General features: G+C 67.2%; 17 protein-coding genes. 9 read left to right on the top strand and 8 right to left on the bottom strand.

Going from position 1 to position 20,054, the window contains the following annotated elements; translation table 11 throughout:
- Nucleotides 1-5 precede the first annotated feature (5 nt).
- Together AC5P8D_RS13930 and AC5P8D_RS13925 are read left to right on the top strand one after the other, a co-directional pair.
- Nucleotides 6-836: a thiol:disulfide interchange protein DsbA/DsbL gene (locus tag AC5P8D_RS13930; RefSeq protein ID WP_010480908.1), complete on the top strand. Its 831-nt coding sequence runs from the start codon at nt 6-8 to the stop codon at nt 834-836.
- A gap of 53 nt (nt 837-889) precedes the next feature.
- Nucleotides 890-1,627 carry an endonuclease/exonuclease/phosphatase family protein gene (locus AC5P8D_RS13925; RefSeq protein WP_008267450.1) on the top strand — a complete coding sequence of 246 codons (738 nt, stop codon included), beginning with the start codon at nt 890-892 and terminating at the stop codon, nt 1,625-1,627.
- A gap of 78 nt (nt 1,628-1,705) precedes the next feature.
- Here the strand turns inward: AC5P8D_RS13925 and AC5P8D_RS13920 are convergent, their stop codons facing one another.
- Nucleotides 1,706-2,581, bottom strand: a complete 876-nt coding sequence (locus tag AC5P8D_RS13920) for an EamA family transporter (RefSeq protein WP_029379718.1) — start codon at nt 2,579-2,581, stop codon at nt 1,706-1,708.
- Nucleotides 2,582-2,653: 72 nt separating this feature from the next.
- Here AC5P8D_RS13920 and AC5P8D_RS13915 point away from each other — a divergent pair, with 72 nt between their 5' ends.
- The 3 genes from AC5P8D_RS13915 to fhuE all read left to right on the top strand — a co-directional run bounded on the left by AC5P8D_RS13915 (nt 2,654) and on the right by fhuE (nt 6,076).
- Nucleotides 2,654-3,136, top strand: coding sequence for an Lrp/AsnC family transcriptional regulator (locus tag AC5P8D_RS13915; RefSeq protein ID WP_143994242.1), 483 nt, complete (start codon nt 2,654-2,656; stop codon nt 3,134-3,136).
- Between the two features lie 77 nt (nt 3,137-3,213).
- On the top strand, nt 3,214-3,765 hold the full coding sequence (locus tag AC5P8D_RS13910; RefSeq protein ID WP_109814541.1) for a M23 family metallopeptidase: 552 nt from the start codon (nt 3,214-3,216) through the stop codon (nt 3,763-3,765).
- Between the two features lie 172 nt (nt 3,766-3,937).
- Nucleotides 3,938-6,076: a ferric-rhodotorulic acid/ferric-coprogen receptor FhuE gene (gene fhuE / locus AC5P8D_RS13905; protein ID WP_495203413.1), complete on the top strand. Its 2,139-nt coding sequence runs from the start codon at nt 3,938-3,940 to the stop codon at nt 6,074-6,076.
- Between the two features lie 132 nt (nt 6,077-6,208).
- Here fhuE and AC5P8D_RS13900 read toward each other — a convergent pair whose 3' ends face one another.
- The 3 genes from AC5P8D_RS13900 to AC5P8D_RS13890 form a co-directional block, all read right to left on the bottom strand.
- Entirely contained in the window at nt 6,209-9,070 is a 2,862-nt protein-coding gene (locus AC5P8D_RS13900; RefSeq protein WP_010480916.1) for a TonB-dependent receptor, read from the bottom strand.
- A gap of 274 nt (nt 9,071-9,344) precedes the next feature.
- Nucleotides 9,345-9,752 carry an ExbD/TolR family protein gene (locus tag AC5P8D_RS13895; RefSeq protein WP_054172506.1) on the bottom strand — a complete coding sequence of 136 codons (408 nt, stop codon included), beginning with the start codon at nt 9,750-9,752 and terminating at the stop codon, nt 9,345-9,347.
- A 57-nt stretch (nt 9,753-9,809) separates the two neighbouring features.
- A complete protein-coding gene (locus AC5P8D_RS13890; protein ID WP_143994229.1) occupies nt 9,810-10,217 on the bottom strand; it encodes an ExbD/TolR family protein in 408 nt (135 codons plus the stop codon).
- A 151-nt stretch (nt 10,218-10,368) separates the two neighbouring features.
- Here AC5P8D_RS13890 and AC5P8D_RS13885 point away from each other — a divergent pair, with 151 nt between their 5' ends.
- The gene (locus AC5P8D_RS13885; RefSeq protein ID WP_495203412.1) at nt 10,369-12,354 is read left to right on the top strand and encodes a transglycosylase SLT domain-containing protein; all 1,986 of its coding nucleotides are present in this window, start codon (nt 10,369-10,371) and stop codon (nt 12,352-12,354) included.
- A 119-nt stretch (nt 12,355-12,473) separates the two neighbouring features.
- Nucleotides 12,474-13,694, top strand: a complete 1,221-nt coding sequence (locus AC5P8D_RS13880; protein WP_197618467.1) for a multifunctional CCA addition/repair protein — start codon at nt 12,474-12,476, stop codon at nt 13,692-13,694.
- Between the two features lie 48 nt (nt 13,695-13,742).
- Here the strand turns inward: AC5P8D_RS13880 and AC5P8D_RS13875 are convergent, their stop codons facing one another.
- The 3 genes from AC5P8D_RS13875 to AC5P8D_RS13865 are packed head-to-tail and all read right to left on the bottom strand — an operon-like array spanning nt 13,743 to nt 15,602.
- The gene (locus AC5P8D_RS13875; RefSeq protein ID WP_049481533.1) at nt 13,743-14,177 is read right to left on the bottom strand and encodes an SseB family protein; all 435 of its coding nucleotides are present in this window, start codon (nt 14,175-14,177) and stop codon (nt 13,743-13,745) included.
- A 49-nt stretch (nt 14,178-14,226) separates the two neighbouring features.
- Entirely contained in the window at nt 14,227-14,562 is a 336-nt protein-coding gene (locus AC5P8D_RS13870; RefSeq protein ID WP_049481531.1) for a hypothetical protein, read from the bottom strand.
- Nucleotides 14,559-15,602: a S41 family peptidase gene (locus tag AC5P8D_RS13865; RefSeq protein WP_049481529.1), complete on the bottom strand. Its 1,044-nt coding sequence runs from the start codon at nt 15,600-15,602 to the stop codon at nt 14,559-14,561. Before AC5P8D_RS13865 ends, AC5P8D_RS13870 begins: the two co-directional genes overlap by 4 nt.
- A gap of 414 nt (nt 15,603-16,016) precedes the next feature.
- Between AC5P8D_RS13865 and AC5P8D_RS13860 the strand changes: the two genes are divergently transcribed.
- Together AC5P8D_RS13860 and AC5P8D_RS13855 are read left to right on the top strand one after the other, a co-directional pair.
- Nucleotides 16,017-16,451 (top strand): hypothetical protein, encoded by a 435-nt coding sequence (locus tag AC5P8D_RS13860; protein WP_049481528.1) that lies wholly within the window; start codon nt 16,017-16,019, stop codon nt 16,449-16,451.
- 31 nt (nt 16,452-16,482) lie between these two features.
- Nucleotides 16,483-16,959, top strand: a complete 477-nt coding sequence (locus tag AC5P8D_RS13855) for a hypothetical protein (RefSeq protein ID WP_329760091.1) — start codon at nt 16,483-16,485, stop codon at nt 16,957-16,959.
- Here the strand turns inward: AC5P8D_RS13855 and AC5P8D_RS13850 are convergent.
- Nucleotides 16,878-19,997 (bottom strand): autotransporter family protein, encoded by a 3,120-nt coding sequence (locus AC5P8D_RS13850; RefSeq protein ID WP_495203411.1) that lies wholly within the window; start codon nt 19,995-19,997, stop codon nt 16,878-16,880. The genes AC5P8D_RS13855 and AC5P8D_RS13850 overlap by 82 nt on opposite strands.
- Nucleotides 19,998-20,054 lie beyond the last annotated feature (57 nt).

Here is a 20,054-nt window from a genome sequence, read left to right as displayed (position 1 = left end):
TTTCCATGAAGATCCGTTACGCCCTCGCCCTCGCAGCGCTGCTGCCAATCCTGGCTGCCTGCAAGGCCGACGACGGCAGCACCAACACCACCGCGGCCCCGGCCGAACCGGCTGCAGCTCCGGCGACCACCGAACCGGCTGCGCCGGCCGCGGGTACCGAAGGCGCCGCACCGGCCGCTGCCGAAGGCGAGAAGGCCGCGGCTGAAGCCGCCCCGGCCGCTGCACCAGCCCCGACCACCGCCGCGCTGACCGGCCCGGCCCCGGTGGAAGGCGCCGACTACCAGGTGATCCCGAACGGCCAGCCGTTCCAGCCGGCCGCCGGCAAGATCGAAGTGACCGAGATCTTCGGCTACGTCTGCCCGGCCTGCGCCGCGTTCCAGCCGCTGGTCGGCCCGTGGAAGGCCGGCCTGCCGAGCGATGTGAACTTCGTCTACGTGCCGGCCATGTTCGGCGGCACCTGGGACAACTACGCCCGTGCCTTCTACGCCGCGCAGACCCTGGGTGTGCAGGAGAAGACCCACGAAGCCCTGTACGCTGCCATCCATTCGCAGAAGACCCTGAAGGGTGAGCGCGGCACCGATTCGGTTGACGACATCGCCAAGTTCTACGGTGCCTACGGCGTGGATCCGAAGCAGTTCGCCGCCACCATGGGCAGCTTCGCAGTGAATGCCAAGACCAACTCGGCCAAGCAGTTCGCCCAGCGCAGCCAGATCAGCGGCACCCCGTCGATCATCGTCAACGGCAAGTACCTGGTGAAGGGCAAGAGCTTCCCGGACATGCTGCGCATTGCCGACCACCTGATCGCCCGCGAACGCGGTGCGGCCCAGGCTCACTGATCCAAGAGAAGCGTTTCCCGGCCGTGAATTCCCCCCGTACACGGACCCTGCGCTTGCTGACGGCCAACATCCAGGCCGGCTCAAGTACCCGCCGCTACAGCGACTATGTGACCCGCAGCTGGTCACATGCGCTGCCGGCGGGTCGCAAGCGCAGCAGCCTGGACGCGATCGCCACCCTGGCGCGCGAACATGACATCGTCGGCCTGCAGGAGGCCGACCCGGGCAGCCTGCGCTCGGGCTTCACCAACCAGACCCACTACCTGGCCCAGCGTGCCGGCTTCAACTACTGGAGCCACCAGCCGAACCGGCGCATGGGTGGGGTCGCCTCCAGCGCAAACGGCCTGCTGAGCAAGCTGGAACCGGTGGAAGTGCAGGACCACGCCCTGCCCGGCCGTATCGGCGGGCGCGGCGTGCTGCTGGCCAAGTTCGGCGATGGCGCCGACGGCCTGGCGGTGGCGGTGGCCCATCTGTCGCTGGGTGCAGGCTCGCGGATGTCACAGCTGGGCTTCATCGCCGAGCTGTTGTCCGACCACCCGAACGCCGTGTTGATGGGTGACTTCAACTGCCTGGCCGAGCGCCCGGAAATGCAGGTGCTGTACCAGAAGACCCGGCTGCAGCCCCCGGGCTGCATCGTGCCGACCTTCCCCAGCTGGCGCCCCGACCGCGCCATCGACCACATCCTGGTCAGCAGTGGCCTGCAGACCCGCACCGTGGAAGCCGTACCGGCCGCGTTCTCCGATCACCTCGCCCTGGCGATGGCAATCGACGTCCCGGCTGACGCCCTGCGCTGAACGCTCCTGGCAGGTGCCAACCTTGGTTGGCACGCCGCTCTGGTGGGTGCGGACCGTTGGTCCGCACGCTCTCTGCCGCTACCCGGCCTGCACCACCGGCACCTTCAACCGCCGCGCGGTCATCGTGCTGCCCACCGAGGCCAGCACCGTGCAGCCGATCGCCAGCCACTGCAATCCATGCAGGTGCTCGTGCAGCAGCAGCATCGCCCACAACGCGGCCACCGCCGGTTCCATGCTGATCAGGATGCCGAACGTTTCCTTCGGCAGGCGCTTGAGCGCCATCATCTCAAGCGACATCGGAATCGCGCTGGAGACCAGCGCCACCAGCAGGCCGGCCGCCAGGATCTTCGGCTCGAGCAGCGCGGCGCCGGCATGCACCACGCCCACTGGCACCACCACCAGCGACGCGGCCAGCAGCCCCAGCGAGACCGAGTGCCCAGCGTGCAGATGACCGGCACGCTTGCCGAACACAATGTACAGGCCCCAGCACGCCGCTGCGCCCATCGCATACAGCACGCCAGCCGGATCCAGCGCCGGGCCACCGCCCAGCGGCAGCAGCAGCAACAAACCCACCACCGCGCAGCCCACCCAGACGAAGTCGATGGGGCGTCGTGACGACAGCATCGCCACCGTCAGCGGCCCGGTGAACTCGATGGCCACCGCGATGCCGAAGGGAATCGTGCGCAGGGCCATGTAGAACAGCAGGTTCATCAGGCCCAGGGTGAGCCCGTAGCGCAGGATGGTGATCGCGTCCACGCGGCTGGTCTTCCAGCGCCATGGCCGCCAGAACATCAGCAGCAACAGTGCCGAGAAGCCCACACGCAGCGCGCTGGTGCCCTGGGCGCCGATCAGCGGGAACAGGTGTTTTGCGTAGGAGGTGCCGATGGCCAGCGAGGTGACCGAGCCGAGCACCGCCAGCGCCGGCAACATCGGCGCGAGTCGTGAGGTCTGCATGCGCAAAGTCTATTGCGCCGGCGCCGAGCACTTGGCTCAATTGACAGCCTGTTCGTGCAACTTCTGCTCGCCATGGCCATCGCTCCCGTGCTCGACAGCTTCGATCGCGCCATCCTCGACCTCCTGCAGCGGAATAACACCCTGCCGCAGCGCGAAATCGCCGAGGCCGTGCACCTGTCCACCCCGGCCGTGCAGCGCCGCATCAAGCGCCTGCAGGACAGCGGCGTGATCGAGGCCAATGTGGCGGTGGTCGCCGCAGCCAAGGTCGGGCGACCGCTGACCATCATCGTCGAGGTGCGCGTGGTCAGCGAACAGCGCGAACGCGTGGCGCCGTTCAAGCGCCGCGTGCAGGAGGACCCCGCCGTGCAGCAGTGCTACTCGATCACCGGCGATGGCGATTTCCTGCTGCTGCTTTCGGCGGCGTCGATGGAGGAGTACGAAGCGATCACCGAGCGCCTGTTCGGTGGCGATGACAACATCGAGCGCTTCCGCACCTCGGTAGCACTGGGCACGCTGAAGCGGAGTTTCGAGGTTCCGCTGCTGCCGGTCCTGTAGCGTCGAGCCATGCTCGACTGCCTTTTGACCGCAAAACTGCAGCAGTCGAGCATGGCTCGACTCTACACTCCGAAACCATGAGCACATCGCCCTCCCCCGCCCACCGCCTGCGCCGCTGGTTGCTGCGCGGCCTGTGGCTGGCCATTGCCGTCGTTGCGATGATGGCGTTGTGGAACAGTCCCTGGGCCGCCGCACCGAAGATGCTGTGGGCAATCTCACGGATGCCGCCAGCCGCCGAACTGCCGGTGCCAGTGGACGGCGTGCGGCCACGCCAGATTGCCGATACCTTCGGTGCGCCGCGAGGCCGTGACCGCTCGCACGCCGGCATCGACATCTTCGCCAGCCGTGGTACGCCAGTGCGCAGCGCCACGGCCGGTGTCATCGCGGATGTCAGCGAACGTGGGCTCGGCGGGCGCCAGGTGTGGGTGATCGGGCCCGGACGCGAGCGCTACTACTACGCGCACCTGGAAAGCTGGGCCGATGGCCTGGCGCGTGGCCAGGTGGTCCAGCCCGGCGACCTGCTCGGCCATGTGGGCGACAGCGGCAACGCCAAGGGCACGCCCCCGCACCTGCACTGGGGCATCTACGGCGCAGACGGCGCCCGCGACCCGCTGCCACTGCTGCGCTGACCGCCATTGCGCACCCGCGCATCGATCTGTTCATGGTTTGTAAATAGGAATAGTTCGTATTACCATTTCTTTCGTTTCCGGTGGTGCCAGGACGGCCTGCCCGTCCTCTCCCTACCCGTAGCGCCTCGCCTCCTGGATGCCGGCCGATCGCGCGTGCTCGCCCAGGACCCCCATGAACCGTTCCGCCTTCCGTACCCCGCCGCCGCAGCGGCTGTCCGTTGCCGTGTTTGCCGTTCTCTGCGCCGTGGCCCCGGCCGCCTTCGCCGACACCGCCGCCGACCCGACCACGCTGGACAAGGTCGTCGTCAAGGGCGAACGCGCCGAAGGCTACTCGGTGCGCCGCACCTCGGCCGGTACCCGCTTCGATCTGGCGCCGCGCGAGATCCCGCAGTCGGTCAGCATCATCAGCCACCAGCGCATCGAAGATCAGAAGCTGGACGACATCATCGACGTGCTGGCCAACACCACCGGCGTCACCAGCACCCAGTCCGACAGCGAGCGCACCGAGTTCTACGCGCGCGGCTTCTACATCGATGCCTACCAGTTCGATGGCCTGCCGACGCAGATGGTGCAGAACTGGAGCTACGGCGATTCCGGCCTGGACCTGGCGCTGTATGACCGCGTGGAAGTGGTGCGCGGTGCCACCGGCCTGCTCAGCGGCGCCGGCAATCCGTCGGCGTCGGTGAACCTGATCCGCAAGCATGCCGACAGCGCCGAACTGACCGGCAGCGTCTCAGTGAACGTCGGCAGCTGGGGCCGCACCCGCACCACCGTGGACGTGGGCAGCGCGCTCAACGCCAGTGGCACGGTGCGCGGCCGGGTGATCGGCAGCTACCTGGACACCGACGGCCAGATGGACCGCTACAACCAGCGCAAGACGCTGGGCTACGCCGTCATCGACGCCGACCTGACCCCGGACACGCAGCTGAGCGTGGGCTACGACTACCAGCAGAAGCGCGCCAATGGCGCGACCTGGGGCGGCTTCCCGATGTGGTACGCCGATGGCAGCCCGACGAACTATCCGACCTCGTTCAATCCGTCGCCGGACTGGACCTACTGGGACACCACCAGCAAGCGTGCGTTCGCCACCCTGCAGCACGCCTTCAGCAACGGCTGGAAGTTCAAGATCGGCGCCACCCACGACCGCACCAAGGCCGACGACAAGCTGTTCTATCCGGCCTATACCGCATTCAACAAGACCACGGGCGCCGGCATCACGCCGATGGCCGGCTTCTACAACACCGAGCGCAAGGTCGACGGCATTGATGGCTACATCGACGGTCCGTTCCAGCTGTTGGGCCGCGAACACCAGTTCATGGCCGGCCTGAGCTACAACAAGCGCGAATTCGCCAACTACGGTGACTTCCAGATGGGCGGTCCCGGCACCGGCTGGAATCCCTTCAGCTCCTATCTCGACTGGACCGGCAACATCGCCCAGCCGAACTGGAACCCGCTGGCGCTGGCCAGCCAGGGCACCATCACCCAGAAGGCCGGCTATGCCGCCGCGCGCCTGTCGCTGGCTGATCCGCTGAAGCTGATCCTCGGTGCGCGCTACACCCACTGGAAGAGCGAAGGCGAGAACGACGACCGCGAACACAAGGTGACCACCCCGTACGCCGGCCTGGTGTATGACATCAACGACACCTACTCCGCGTACGCCAGCTACACCGAGATCTTCCAGCCGCAGACCGCGCGCGACCGCAACGACCGTTATCTCGATCCGGTAGACGGCAAGAGCTACGAGGTGGGCGTCAAGGGCGCCTGGTTCGACAACCGTCTGAACGCCTCGTTGGCGGTGTTCCGCATCGAGCAGGACAACGTCGCCCAGGTCACCAGCGAACCGATCATCGGCCGCCCGGGCGAGTTCGCCTCGATCGCTGCGCGCGGCACCGTGAGCCGTGGATTCGAGTTCGAAGTGAACGGCGAACTGGCCCCGGGCTGGAATGCGACCTTCGGTGCTTCGCGCTATGTGGCCAAGGACATCAACGGTGCCGACATCAACACCAACCTGCCGCAGACCGCGCTGAAGCTGTTCACCAGCTACACCCCGCAATCGCTGCAGGAATTGACCGTCGGCGGCGGTGCCAACTGGCAGAACCGCATCTACTACGCCGCAACGGTGGTGGGCCGCTTCGAACAGGAAGGGTATGCGCTGGTCAGTGCCTTCGTGCGCTACCGCATCACGCCGGAGTTCAGCGTGCAGGCCAACCTCAACAACCTGCTGGACAAGAAGTACTACTCGCAGATCACCGGCTACGGTGCGTACGGCGATGGCCGGAATGGCTCGCTGACGTTCACCTGGGCGTTCTGATCAGGCGCGGGGCACGATCGCCCCGCACCTGTAGAGCCGAGCCCACGCTCGGCTGATTCTCTGAGCCGAGCGTGGGCTCGGCTCTACACCAGCAAGGCAGCGCCGGAACTGACCGGCACTGCCACCGTTACATCAGAAGCGCAGGTCCGCGCGCAGGTACCAGTAGCGGCCACGCGGGATGTCATAGGTCGAAGCGTCGTAACCGTTCAACGAGCACGACAGGCAGATCGGCGGATCCTTGTCGAACACGTTGTTCAGGCCGGCCGTCAGCTGCAGCCCCTTCATCCAGTCGATCTTGTAGCCCACCTGCATGTCATGGAAGGTGGTGGCCGACAGCGTATTGGTGCCCGCAGCCTGGTTGCTGCAGACCGGAAACACGGAAGCGTCACCGCAGTTTTCGGTCAGTTCGGAGATATGCCGCACGGTCCAGTTGGCGCTCCAGCGATCCAGCGTCCAGCCGATGCTGGCATTGCTGGTCCATTCCGGAATCGAGCTGTCGGCCACTTCCACGCCCGGCTTCTGCGGCTGCTTCTGGCCCGCCGCACCGGTGGCTTCGTAGCGACCCACGAAGGTGTTCTTCCAGCCCAGCTTGAACTGACCGATCGAGCTCTGCGGCAACGTCCAGAACAGATCCACATCCCAGCCATCGGTCTTGATCGAACCCAGATTGGTCAGGCGGTTGTTGAAGCTGCTGACCGCGCCGGTGCTGGCACGGGTGATGCCGTTGCAGTAGATCGGGTCCAGCGTGTCCACGCACAGGTCCAGCTGGGTCTGCGCGTTGATTGCCTGGATCGCGCCGTCGATGGCATGGCGGTAGAAGGTCACTTCCACATCGAAGCGCTCCGACCACGAACTGTTGCTGCCAAACCATGGGCTCCACACGAAGCCTGCGCTGAAGCTGCGCGAGCGTTCCGGATCCAGCTCGCGGTTGCCGCCAGTGGTCACCGAGATCTGCGAGTTGGCCTGCTGGAACCCGGCCGGTACGCCCAGCGCAGCACAGTTGGCCGCGCTGCCACGCGGCGGCGTACCGCCCAGGCCCACAGAGCACGGATCGAACAGCTGCAGGTCGGCACGCGCGGCCGAGCCGTACAGCTCACCGATCGATGGTGCACGGAATCCTTCGGCATAGGTCGTGCGCAGCACGAAGTCATCGGTCACCTGCCAGCGCAGGCCGTACTTGGGCGTGAATTCACCACCGAAGGTGGAGTAGTCCGAGTAGCGCCCGGCCAGGCTCAGGTCCAGCTTCTTGCCGAAGGTCGAATCGGCGAAGATCGGCACGCTCAACTCCAGATACGCCTCGTTGACGTCATAGGAGCCCGAGGTCGGCTGCGACGGCACGCCGTTGTAGTGGCCGGCCACCGTCAGCGGATCGGGCTGGTACGAACCCTCGTACTTGCGATACTCGAAGCCGGTAGCGAACGACACCGGGCCGGCCGGCAGCGTGAACAGGTCGCTGGACAGGTTGGCGGTGAACAGGCTCAGTTCGTTCTGGCTGCGGTCACGCACCACCGGCTGGATCCACTTCAGCATGTCCGGGGTGATCGAACCGACACCGCCGAAGATGTTCAGCGGCACGCAGCCCGGCGTCGCCGCACAGACCGACGGATCGCCCAACGCCATGTTGACGTTGTAGATGTTGTAGCTGCCGTAGTTGGTCTGTTCGGCCTTGTTCTTGCTGTACATGCCGTTGACGTCCCAGTACCAGCTGCGGTCAGCCGCCTGGAAGTTGCCGACGAAGCCGGTGGCGAAATACGTGGTGTCCACTTCCTGCTTGAACACGCGCGCGCCGCCTTCCACCGGGCGGCGGCCGATCAGGCTCAGGTTGTCACCCGAGACCAGGTCGAAGCCGAACGGGTTGTACGGATTGAGCGCGGACACGGTGATGTTGTCGGCCAGCGGATTGCCGGTGGCGCCATCGGGGCCGAAGAACAGCGGCTCCGGGCCGGCCTGGTTGGTCGACTCACGACGGTTGCCCAGTGCCTTGACGTACCACTGCACGTTGTCGGTGATGTCGAAGCGGAACTGGCCGAACAGGCCCTTACGCTCCGAGGGCGTCAGCACCATGTTGTACTCGGCGAAATTGAACCGGTCGGCGCTGGTGAAGCAGTGATAGTCATCGGTGCGCGCGCAGCCGGCGCTGCCGTCGTAGCGCGGGTTGCTCACGCCGGTATTGGGCACGATGTTCTGCACCGCGCCGGTGTTCGGGTCGGTGAACATGAAACGACCCTGCGGAATGCCACCGCTGCCGAACGCCAGCCCGGTGCCGGGAATCGGGAAGCGCGACTGCTCGCGGTCCTTGGCAAACACCGGATCCTGCTTGGTCCAGCTGGCGCCCAGGAACAGGCTGAAGCGGTCGCCGCTCTTGCCCCATGCCAGGTCCACGCCCTTCTGCGTGCCATCGCCCTTGCTGTACTCGCCATAATTCAGGGTCACCTGGCCGCCATCGAAGTCACGGCGGGTGATGATGTTGACCACGCCGGCAATGGCGTCGGAACCGTACAGCGACGACGCGCCATCTTCCAGCACTTCGATGCGCTCGACGATGGCCAGCGGAATGGTATTGAGATCGGTGGCCGAGCCGACGCCGGATGCGGAGGACTCGTTGACCCAGCGGATGCCGTCGACCAGCACCAGCACGCGCTTGGCGCCCAGGTGGCGCAGGTCCACCTGCGCCGAACCGGCACCTACACCACTGCCATCGGGCGGGAAGCCGAAGTTGCCGGACGAGTTGAACTTGGCGTTGAGCGCCGAACCGGAACCGGTGAGCTGCTGCAGCACTTCGCCGATCGAGGTCAGGCCGGTGCGTTCGATATCGCCGCGCGTCAGCGTCTGGATCGGCACCTGGCCCTCCACCTCAGCGCGCTTGATGCGGGTACCGGTGACTTCCACCGCATCCAGGTTGGTGGTGGATTGTGCAGCGGCACCCAACGGTGCCAGGGTCATCACGCACAGCGCGACGGCAACCGCCAAAGGGCGGTGGTGCAGGTGATTCATTCGCTCTCTCTCCAAAGGAATGTCGGGACATGGGCCGCCGCACTCCCTCCCTGCATGGCGGCGCCGTCTCCTTTGTAAACAAGTGGTAAAAATCGCGGCGTGATGATCGACACTCTTTCACGCGGAATTGACGCAATTGCAGGCCGATTGCGTCAGATAGCTGCAGGTTATGACCGGACGATACTGTTCACCGCAGGCAGCCTTGATGCAGGCTGCGACAGCGCGCGCCGGTAGCTTCCGCAGCTCATCAAGTAGACAAGTCGGTGCCCCGTCCCTAGTTGCCTGGCGCGGCGACGCGCAGCCCATGCTGGCTTACGGCCAGCAGCACGCGTGCCATGTCTCCGTAGTCGGTGTCGTCGGCGGTCGCCAGGTGCACCCACGGGCGATGCTGCTGCGGCATCTGCTGCGCCTGCATCAGGTGCCGCTGCAACGCGGCAGCGTCCAGCGGCTGGCCATTCCAGAACACCGCCCCCGCTGCGTCGATGCGCAAATTGATCGGCTGGGGCGAAGACGCCGGCCAGGGTGGGCACGAGGTGCGCTGCTGGAACGCCAGCAGGCCAGTTGCCTGCGCCATCGGCAGCGTGGCAATCACCAATGCCAGCAGCACCAGCATCACATCCACCAGCGGTGCCAGATTGGGGGTGGCCATCAGCGAGGTCGCGCGTTGTGTCCCGTATCGCATGCCACGTTCCCTCGCAGTAGGAGCGGCCTGCCGATGGCAGGCCGCCCGTTGCCGGACTCACCGCACGAACGCAATGCGCTCCATGCCAGTGGCTTCGGCCGCAGCCAACATCCGCGCCATGCCTTCGTACTCGGCCGCCGGATCGGTGGCGATGCGCAGCTCCGGCAGGTTGCCGGCATGTTCGCCCGCCTGTGCCTGCAGGCGCGCCTGCAGTTCGCCGATCGCCATCGGCTGGCCGTTCCAGCTGAGCTGGTTGGCAGCGTCCAGGCGCAGCTCGATCGGCGGTGGCGGTTCGGGACGGTCGACCACCCGATCGGTGGCCTGCGGCAATTGCACGGCAATCGGCCGGGCCACGATCGGCGCGGTCACGATGAAGATGATCAACAGCACCAGCATCACATCCACCAGTGGCGTGACATTGATGTCCGCCAGCGGGCCGCTTCTTCCTGCGCTACTGAACGCCATGTGCCGCTCCCTGCAGCCGGGCCGTTCGCCCAAGGCCGACGTTACGACGCCTCCCATCCGCTGCGGCAGTGGCCTGCGCGGGGTCATTCAGCTGTCGTTGCCGACGCTCGGCGTGCACGCAATGCGAAACTGAATTCAGCCATCGCCCGCTATGCTGGTCGCCATGACCCGACGCACTTCAACTGCCCTGTCCCTGCTGCCCTTGGCCACCACGCTGCTGATCGGCTGCGCCAACGCCCAGTCCCTCGACGCCCAGAACGCGCAGCTGAAGGCTGCGATCGCTGCCGCCGAACGCGGCCAGTTCGATCCCGGCCAGGCCGCTGCACTCAGCCGCCATCCGGCTTACGGATGGCTGGAGTACGCCAACCTGCGCCGCAACATCGACACCGTCGATACCGCGCAGGCACAGGCCTTCCTCAAGCGCTATGACGGCCAGGCCGTGGCCAACACGTTCCGCAGCGTGTGGCTGCCCTCGGTCGCACGCCGCCAGGACTGGCCCACCCTGCTCGCCAACTGGGTGCCCACCGACAACGCCGGCCTGCGCTGTGCGCAGCTGACCGCGCGCCAGGTGACGGGCAAGGTCGATCCGCAGTGGATCAGCGAGGCGCAGGACCTGTGGCGCAAGAACGGCAAGTCGCTGCCGGACGGCTGTGATGCCGTTTTCGCCGTGCTGCAGGCGCAGGGTGGCCTGAGCGACGCCCTGCGCTGGGAACGCATCGATGCCGCCGCCGACGCCCAGCAGCCGGCCGTGATGCGCAGCGCCGCACGTGGCCTGCCTGCCACCGACCTGGCGCTGGCGAACAATTACGCTGCCTTTGTCGACAAGCCCAATGCCAGCGCGTTGAACTGGCCGCGCAACGAACGCAGCCGACGCATCGCCACCGATGGCCTGGCCAAGCTGGCCAAGGCCGACCCGGCCGCCACCGAACAGCAGCTGCCGCAGTATGCCCAGGCGCTGGGCCTGAGTGCCGAGCAGCAGGGCCAGGTGCTGTACCAGATCGCATTGTGGACGGTGGCGTCCTATCTTCCGGATTCGGCGCGCCGCCTCAATGCGGTACCCGAATCGGCCTATGACGAACGCCTGCACGAATGGCGCGTGCGCGAAGCGATGTCGCGCGGCGATTGGCCAGCGGCACTGACAGCGATCCGCAAGATGGCCGGCAAGCAGCGCAGCGACCCGCGCTGGCGCTACTTCGAAGGCCGCATGCTGGAGAAGACCGGCCAGGCCCAGCAGGCGCAGCCGTTGTTCCGCGAGGCCGCACGCGCACCGACCTTCCACGGTTTCCTGGCCGCCGACAAGCTGCAGCAGGGCTACACGCTGTGCCCGTGGAAGCCGAATGACAGCGCGCAGGCACAGGCAGTAGTCGCGCGCGATCCGGCCATCCAGCGCGCGATGGCGCTGTACCAGATCGACCGTGCCGGCTGGGCCGTGGCCGAATGGAACAGCGCGCTGTCGCGCTTCGATGACACCCAGCGCCGCCTGGCGGTACGCGTGGCGCAGGACAACGGCTGGTTCGACCGCGCCGTGTTCGCGCTCGGCAAGCAGCCGCAGGAACAGCGCCTGTACGACCTGCGTTTCCCGCTGCACCACGACGCCACCATCCGCCGCGAGTCGGCACGCAATGCCGTCGACCCGGCCTGGGTGGCTGCGGAGATCCGAGCCGAAAGCACCTTCACTCCGCGTGCGCGCTCGCCTGCCAACGCCATGGGCCTGATGCAGGTGCTGCCGGCCACCGGTGCCGGCGTGGCCAAGTCGATCGGCCTGACCGGCTACGGCGGCGCCGACAGCCTGTACGACCCGGACACCAACATTGCCATCGGCACCGCCTACCTGCGCCAGCTGATGAACAAGTACGACGGCCTGCCGTACGTGACCATCGCCGCCTACAACGCCGGCCCGACCCCGACCGCACGATGGCAGGGCCAGCGCCCGGGCTTTGACCCGGACCTGTGGATCGAGACGATCAGCTACAAGGAAACCCGCGAGTACGTGGCCCGCGTGCTGGCCTTCAGCGTGATCTACGACTGGCGCCTCAATGGTGATGCCCTGCCGCTGAGCGACCGCCTGATGGGCCGCCTGGTCGACAAGCGCAAGAACTTCAGCTGCGCGGCCAACGCCGACCAGGGCGGCGACTGATCGCCCGCCTTCTGTAGAGCCGAGCCCACGCTCGGCTGCTGTTCTGTCCGGTAGCGCTACCGCCTGAGCAGCCGAGCATGGGCTCGGCTCTACAAGTCGGGCATGCGATGATCCCGACCATGAAGATCTATCTTGTCGGCGGCGCCGTACGCGACCGCCTGCTGCAGCGCCCGGCCGGCGACCGCGACTGGGTGGTGGTCGGCGCCACGCCTGCGCAGATGGAAGCGCAGGGCTACACCGCAGTCGGCCGCGATTTCCCGGTGTTCCTGCATCCGAAGACCGGTGAGGAATACGCGCTGGCGCGCACCGAGCGCAAATCCGGCCGCGGCTATCGCGGCTTCGTGGTCGATGCCGATCCGGCGGTGACGCTGGAAGAAGACCTGCAGCGCCGCGACTTCACCATCAATGCGATTGCCTGCGACGAAGACACCGGCACGCTGGTCGATCCCTATGGCGGTGTCCGCGACCTGGAACAGCGCGTGCTGCGCCATGTCGGGCCGGCCTTCGTCGAGGATCCGCTGCGCGTGCTGCGCGCGGCGCGCTTCATGGCCCGTTTTGCACCACTGGGCTTCAGCGTCGCCGAAGAGACCATGGCACTGATGCGCGAGGTCGCCGCCAGCGGTGAACTGGACGCGCTGGTGCCGGAACGCGTCTGGCAGGAACTGCGCAAGGCGCTGGTCAGTGAACGGCCCTCCGCCTTCCTGCGCACGCTGCACGATGCGCAGGCACTGGGCCCGATCCTGCCCGAACTGGAAGCACTGTACGGCGTACCGCAGCGTGCTGAATTCCACCCGGAAGTCGACACCGGCATCCACCAGGAAATGGTCAGCGACATGGCCGCGAAGCTCGCCCCCGGCGATGACCTGGTCGGCTTCGCTGCCCTCACCCACGATCTCGGCAAGGGCCTGACCCCGCCGGAGGAATGGCCGCGCCACATCATGCACGAGCAGCGCGGCATCAAGCCGTTGAAGGCACTGTGTGCGCGGTTGAAGATTCCCACCGAACACCAGCAACTGGCCGAAGCGGTGTGCCGCGAGCACTTGAACGTGCACCGCATCGACGAACTGCGCGATGCCACCGTGCTGGAACTGCTGGGCCGCTGTGATGCGTTGCGTCGGCCGGAGCGCGTGGCGCGTATCGCACTGTGCTGCGAGGCCGACAAGCGCGGCCGGCTCGGCTTCGAGGACGCCGACTACCCGCAGGGCGAAACGCTCAAGCGCCTGCACCAGGCGGCGCTGTCAGTGCAGGCACGTGATCTGGATACCACGCACCTGAAGGGCCCGGCCATTGGCGAGGCGCTGGCCAAGGCGCGGGTGAAAGCCATCGCCGCCGCCCGCTGAAGCACCTGGTGATGCCGGCTGCTGGCCGGCAACCAGACAATCGCGGGATCAGTGCGCCATCCCACGGGTGATCGCCGCAGCCCGCTGCTTCAGCTGGGCCACGGCATCGGGAATCATCTCCATGCCCACGTCCAGGCCCGGGTTCAGCACCAGGCCGACGCCGTCGCCGATACCGGCCAGCAGCGCGTGCACCGCGATCGGCATGGCATGCGCAAACTGCGGCAGCTGCTCGTGCCACAGGCCCGCGCGCTCGGGGGCGGTGAACACCGCGAACATCGGCTCGCCGCTCTCGCTGGTCAGCACCAGCGGCGAGATGCTCTCGTCCCAGGCGCCATCTTCGCCAATGGCCTTGTCCAGCAGCACGAACGCCGTCGAGGTCAGCAGGCCGTCGAGGAACTGCGACGCGGTCAGCGTGCCGTCCTGGGCCTGCAGCAGGCGCTCCTCGAGGTCGTTGCGGGGTTCGAACGGGGTGTCGTGGTCCATGGTCGCTTCCGGTACGTGATTGCAGGGCAGACTTTAACAGGCCCGCTCCTCAACCGAGGAATCCATGCCGCCACAGCCAGCCCAACGCCGCCAGACCGGCCACCACCACCAGCATCAGCGGCAGGCCGAAGCGGTGCCGCCACGGGATCGGCACCCCACCCAGCTGCTGGTCCATGGTGTCGGTGTCCAGCACCCAGCCGTGCCCGCACCGGGTGCAGGCCAGCTCATAACGGCGGTGGTAAGTGAGGCCAAACAGCAGGTCGATGCGCGCCATCTTGTAGCGCAGCTGCGGGGCGAATTCGGTTTCCGTCTGGCAGCGCAGGCAGTGGTGCGCTTCGGTGGGGCCGACGATCAGCACCCGTTCCTGTTGGCCGATCAGGATCATGTCCGGTTGCCCTGGCAGGCGGGCTGGGCCAGCAGCCACGCTTGGGCGGCGGCCACAGTGGCGGCATCACCCTCGACGCGCTGGTCGGGTTCGATCTTCAAGCCATCGCCACGATCATTGCGGTCCCGCATCACGCTGGTGGTCAGCAGCAGGCGACTGCCATCGGCAAGGGTGTGCACGACATTGCCGGTGGAGACACCCGCGGTCGGCTGTCCGAAACTCCGCGCCTGCGGGCGGCCACGCCACGCCAGCACCGAGGCCTCGCCCGAACTGCCGGTGCGGGGCCCGAACAGCACCGCCACCGGTGCGCCAGGCTGCCGCACTACATGGCCGGACTGGCCGAAGTCCAGCAGCGGCCTGCCCGCCAGCTGCACCGCAGTCGCCGTCAACGTCCAGCGCTGCGGTCCTTGCGCGGTTTCGAACGAGCCGACGTCCTCGTTGTTCACCACCGAGGTGCGCAGCAGCGGGGCCATGCCCAGCAGCATCGGCCACATGGCGCCACCGCTGTTGTCCCGCAGGTCGACGATCCAGCCACAGCGCGCGCCGTCGTCCTTGCTGCGGATGACCTGCTGCCACCGCGCGGCACGCTGGATGTCCTGGCGGAATTTCTCCTGCGGCGTCGCGCCCGGCGTGGAGGCATAGCCCTCGATGACCACCCAGCCGATGCGCGCATCCACCGCATCGGCGGCCCTGGCCCGGTCAACGGCGGCGGCGCCGGCCTGCTGCGCATGCGCGAGGGATTCGCGCTGGCGCTGGGTCGTGGTCCACGCACCATGGTGGCCGGTGCTGAGCGCAATGGCTTCGCGCAGAACGGCCAGCCGTTGCGCGGGGTCGCCCTGCGCCGATTGCAGGCGTACGCGGGTGGCGGGCCAGTCCACCCGGTCGCGATACAGCGCCTGGCGTTCAAGCAGGTTGAGGATCTCGGCCTGGGCCTCCGGCGAGGGCACCTCGACCGCGCCTGGCGTATCGGCCATGGCGCCGGTGGCCAACAACACGAACATCAGCGCGCCGATGCGACGCACTCCCTTGCGAACCTGCATGCGACGCTTCCTTGTCGTTGAATCAGGACCGCAGCATAACCGGGGCATGATCGCTTGCGCCACGCGCGAACTGTCGTATCTGGCCCGGTCGCGCGTTGTGGCAAGACGGCTTGCATGCGGTCACCACATTGCAACTTTGCCCATGTCGTCGGGGCGCACAACGCGCCAAGGTGGCCCCGTCGGCGCCTCCTGCGCTGACCGGGATTGGCGTCCTGAATGAAGCTTTTCACGAGCGGGCTTGCAACGTCGTTGCCGGCCCGAACAATGCACCGTCCGTCGTTCTGCGGCGGGCGGTGCGTGGGGATCCCCGGATCCGCCGGCGTCATTCCTCGTGAAGAGCTTCACCGGCACGCCAACCCGCACCGCCCGCCACCTTGCATCCCGCAGGTGGCCTTGCCTTGTGAGGTTGCTGTCATGAACACGCCCTACCCCACCTATCCACGCCTGCATGCACTGCTCGGTGCTGCACTGCCCGGCCTGCAGCTGTCCACTACGGCAGCCGAAGCGCTGGAAGATGCGCTCACCGAAGCCCACGAACAGGCGCCGCCCTCCGCGTTCTTCGCGCGGTTGCGCGGCATGGCGCGTGGCCACGCAGCCGATGATCAGGTGTGGCGCGAACGGCAACTCAGCGGGGCGCGCGGTCGGGAACTGGCCGAAGCGACGCGCTGCCTGGCGGCAGTGTCTGCGTGTGGGGGCGTGTTGCTGGCGGCGCAGTCGGCGCGCGAGATGGATGATTTGCAGGCGCAGTGTCCGCCACAGGTGGAGGAAGGGTTGCTGCATGCGGTGGTGGTGCTGGCCGATCATGCCGGGGCGCTGGTGGAACCGGATGCGTGCGCACCACTGTTGTAGAACCGCGCCTATGCTCGGCTGCGCGGAGGTCATGGCGTCGGTGGGATTCGTGCCGACCAAGGTCGGCACCTACCAGAGCAACGTCGTGGTGTCGGTGGGATTCGTGCCGACCAAGGTCGGCACCTACCAGAGCAACATCGTGGTGTCGGTGGGATTCGTGCCGACCAAGGTCGGCACCTACCAGAGCAACATCGTGGTGTCGGTGGGATTCGCGCCGACCAAGGTCGGCACCTACCAGAGCAACGTCATGGCGTCGGTGGGATTCGTGCCGACCAAGGTCGGCACCTACCAGAGCAACGTCATGGCGTCGGCGGGATTCGTGCCGACCAAGGTCGGCACCTACCAGAGCAGGTCATGGCGGCGGAAAGCACCGTGCCGACCAAGGTCGACACCCACCAGAGCGGGTCATGACATCTGCACCGCGCGCTACCAGTCCGCACGCAGGCCGATGTTGCCTTCGATGATGCGGCGCTTCTCGTTGCGGTCACCGCCCAGCTCGCGCGTGTAGTCGGCCACGGCGTACGCGCTGATGGTGCGATTGAAGCGCCCTACCACGCCGACACCGGCTTCGAGTGCACGCGAGCGCTGCGAACTGATGATCGTGTCGTCGTCGAAGCGGATGCGGTCCTCGCCGGAGCGGCCATGCCAGTAATTGAGCTTGAAATACGGCTGCCAGCCGTTGTCGGCCAGCTGGTAATCGCCGGCCAGGCGCAGGCCGATGCGGCCGGTCCAGGCGTTGTCGTTGTCGAAACGCACGCTCGACACCTCATCGCGGCGGTCGTCCAGCGACGTGCGTTGCCAGATCACCTGTAGCTGCGGTTCCAGCCACCATGCGGACTGCCCAAACCGCAGCAGCGGCTTGCCGGCCTCCACAGACACGCTGGTGCCATCACCGCTCAAGCCGAAGCCAAGCCCGCGCGAGGAACGCACGCGGCCGTCGTAACGGCTCTGCATCGCCACGGCGTCGATGTAGCCACCACTGCTGTCGGTGAGCGTCCAGTACAGGCCCACGTGCTTGTCGTCCAGGCGGTTCTGTCCCACCTGTACGTTCTCCCAGCCCAGTGCCAGGCCGGTGGCCTTGCCCTGCGCGCGGGTGCGGCCGACGAACACGCCGATCTGGTTGCGGTGGTTGTCGGAGGCAGCGGCCCATACGTCGAGACCGGCCTGCAGGCCCATCACATCGCCATCGAAGCCCGGCTGCGCATCACCCTTCCAATGGATCTCGCTGCTCTGACCCACCAAGCGGCCCCAGGCGGTGCGGAATGCGCCCTGGTTGTACAGCAGGCGCTGCTCGCCCTGCCGCTCGTGGAAGGTGCCGAGGCTGGCCAGCGAGGTCTCGCGCAGGAGCGGCGGCACCACGGCATAGGTGGCAGTCTCCACGCGGTACAGCGGCACCACTGCGCCCTCGGCGGGGCGTGCACCCGGCGTCGGCGGGGCACCGGTTCCGGGCAGCGCACCGCCGGCCACTGGCACGTCCGGCACGGCCGGATCGCTGGGTGGCGCCACCGGCGCGGGTTCCGGTGGCGGTGGTGGCGGCGCGGTCTCGCCCGCGGTCAGGTCCGGATCGGTGGCGCCTTCGGGCGGCGGCGGCGGTGCCGGGGTGATCGGCGGCGGTGGGGCCACTGGAGGCGTCAGCGGTGGCGGTGTCGCGCTGCCGCCACCGTTGGGTGCTGGCGTCGGCCCGGTCACCAGCGTCGAACGCAGGTACCAGTTCTCGGCGGTACCGGCACTGACACCGCCCTTGAACAGGAAGTACTCGTAGGCACCGGCCGCAACCGGTGCGAACAGCGAAAACGCACCCGGCGCGGTGCGGCCGCCATTCAAGGCCTGCACCACCAGGATGCCATCGGCCAGCGTGGCGGCGCCGCTGCCGCCGGCATTGAGCACGCCGATGCCGGTGGTCCCGGTGGCAGTACCGCCGTCGACCACCAGACGGTCGCTGGTGGAGTTGTCCGCGCCCAGCACGGTACGCAGGTACAGGCCACCACCGTCTCCGCGGTAGTTGCCACGCACGGTGAACACGTCGCCAGCGCCGGTACCGGTCAGGTCGATGCGCCCGGCATTGACCATCTCCACCAGTGCACCACTGTTGAATGGGCGGATGGCATGCCCCCCACTGCCCGCGTAGACGGTACTGGTGTCATCCACCGTAAGCGTGCCGGTGCCGCTACCGCTGTCGCCCAGCACCAGATCGCCATCGAAGCTCAGCTCGGTGCTGTTGGCCAGGCTGATCGCCTCCCAGTTCTGGAAGCGGCCCACGCCCGTGGTCTTGACGTTGCTCAGGTTGAGCTGGTCGATGCCACCGCCACCGTCGAACAGCGGCACCGCACCGAGGTTGCCCTGGTTGAGGTTGCTGAGGTTGGCCACGTCGTTGTCCGGGCCCATGTCGATCGCGCCGTAGACGATGCCACCGCCATTCCAGTTGAAGGTGTCATTGCCGGTACTGAGCAGTACCTGCCCGCGCACGGTGCCATCGGTGATGGTCACGCTGTCGTTGCCGCCGCTGACGCTGATGTTGCCGCCGATGTAGGCGGTACCCGAGATGATGATGGTATCGGTGTCGAAACCGGTCACCACATTGCCATCCACGGTGCCGCCGGACTGGTCCCACAGGTTCTTGTCCAGCTTCATGTTGACGCGGCCGATGCGGCCACCGGTCATCCAGGCCTGGTCGCCATCCTCGAACGCGCCGATGATGCGGCCACCGCTCATGCGGAAGGTATCGATGTTGTCGCCCTGCTGCAGCGCGCCGACCGTGCCGCCACTCATGGCGAAATCATCGCGGCCACTGCCCTGCGCTACCAGGCCGGTGACGGTGCCGCCGGTGACGGTCATCTGGTCATCGCCACTGCCCTGGTCGACGCTGTCGATCGTGCCATCGCTCAACAGCAGCACATCATTGCCATCGCCCTGCTGCACGCCGCCGCTGATGCTGCCGGCCAGCATCTGCAGGCGATCGTTGCCGGCGCCGAACTGCACGCCACCGGTACCGCCGCTGATGGTGCCGCGGTTGACCACGCTGCTGTCGCCTGCACCTTTGAAGGCGATGCCCCAGCCAGCGGCTGCGCTGATCTGGCCGTCGTTGACGACGCCGCTGCCCCCCTGCAGATACAGCGCGTAGCCCTGTGCCGAGGAAATGCTGCCACTGGCAGCATTGTTGACCGTCACCACGGCGTCGGCATTGATGCCACCGGCGGTGCCGCTACCGACGGTGCCGCTGGCCGCGATGCTGCCCTGGTTGTTGATGGTGCCGCTGGCCGTCGGGGCGACGTAGATCGCATTGGCGTTGCTGCTACTCAGCTGTGCGCCGCTCTGCACGTTGATGGTAACGCCGGTGGCTCCGGCGCCAAGGGTGACTGGCGTTGCATCGGGGTTGGGCGCGGCCGCACTACAGGTGACGGTCTGCCCGGCGGCGGGGGCGGACGCATCGCATCCCGCCCAGGCTGCCGGGGCGGACAAGGCGAGCAACGACGGCGCCGCCAGGATCTGGACCAGGGAAACGGTCAAACGACGCCGGCGGAACCCGGGCGGGACGACATGGGACATACGGCACTCCTGGGTCGGGGATCAGGAACTGCGGATGCTATGTACGGCGCTACTCAC

The organism is Stenotrophomonas sp. YJH_SMC_101-4 (assembly GCF_059370395.1).
The sequence above is the reverse complement of the archived record's forward strand: the minus strand, read 5'-3'. Positions and strand labels throughout refer to the sequence as shown.

Coding starts and splice junctions, on each gene's coding strand:
- AC5P8D_RS13890 (WP_143994229.1), bottom strand. CDS start 10,217: ATGGCGTTCAGTAGCGCAGGAAGAAGCGGCCCGCTGGCGGACATCAAT.
- AC5P8D_RS13855 (WP_329760091.1), top strand. CDS start 16,483: ATGGCGTCGGTGGGATTCGTGCCGACCAAGGTCGGCACCTACCAGAGC.
- AC5P8D_RS13920 (WP_029379718.1), bottom strand. CDS start 2,581: ATGCAGACCTCACGACTCGCGCCGATGTTGCCGGCGCTGGCGGTGCTC.
- AC5P8D_RS13880 (WP_197618467.1), top strand. CDS start 12,474: ATGAAGATCTATCTTGTCGGCGGCGCCGTACGCGACCGCCTGCTGCAG.
- fhuE (WP_495203413.1), top strand. CDS start 3,938: ATGAACCGTTCCGCCTTCCGTACCCCGCCGCCGCAGCGGCTGTCCGTT.
- AC5P8D_RS13860 (WP_049481528.1), top strand. CDS start 16,017: ATGAACACGCCCTACCCCACCTATCCACGCCTGCATGCACTGCTCGGT.
- AC5P8D_RS13915 (WP_143994242.1), top strand. CDS start 2,654: ATGGCCATCGCTCCCGTGCTCGACAGCTTCGATCGCGCCATCCTCGAC.
- AC5P8D_RS13900 (WP_010480916.1), bottom strand. CDS start 9,070: ATGAATCACCTGCACCACCGCCCTTTGGCGGTTGCCGTCGCGCTGTGC.
- AC5P8D_RS13875 (WP_049481533.1), bottom strand. CDS start 14,177: ATGGACCACGACACCCCGTTCGAACCCCGCAACGACCTCGAGGAGCGC.
- AC5P8D_RS13885 (WP_495203412.1), top strand. CDS start 10,369: ATGCTGGTCGCCATGACCCGACGCACTTCAACTGCCCTGTCCCTGCTG.
- AC5P8D_RS13895 (WP_054172506.1), bottom strand. CDS start 9,752: ATGCGATACGGGACACAACGCGCGACCTCGCTGATGGCCACCCCCAAT.
- AC5P8D_RS13850 (WP_495203411.1), bottom strand. CDS start 19,997: ATGTCCCATGTCGTCCCGCCCGGGTTCCGCCGGCGTCGTTTGACCGTT.
- AC5P8D_RS13870 (WP_049481531.1), bottom strand. CDS start 14,562: ATGATCCTGATCGGCCAACAGGAACGGGTGCTGATCGTCGGCCCCACC.
- AC5P8D_RS13865 (WP_049481529.1), bottom strand. CDS start 15,602: ATGCAGGTTCGCAAGGGAGTGCGTCGCATCGGCGCGCTGATGTTCGTG.
- AC5P8D_RS13910 (WP_109814541.1), top strand. CDS start 3,214: ATGAGCACATCGCCCTCCCCCGCCCACCGCCTGCGCCGCTGGTTGCTG.
- AC5P8D_RS13930 (WP_010480908.1), top strand. CDS start 6: ATGAAGATCCGTTACGCCCTCGCCCTCGCAGCGCTGCTGCCAATCCTG.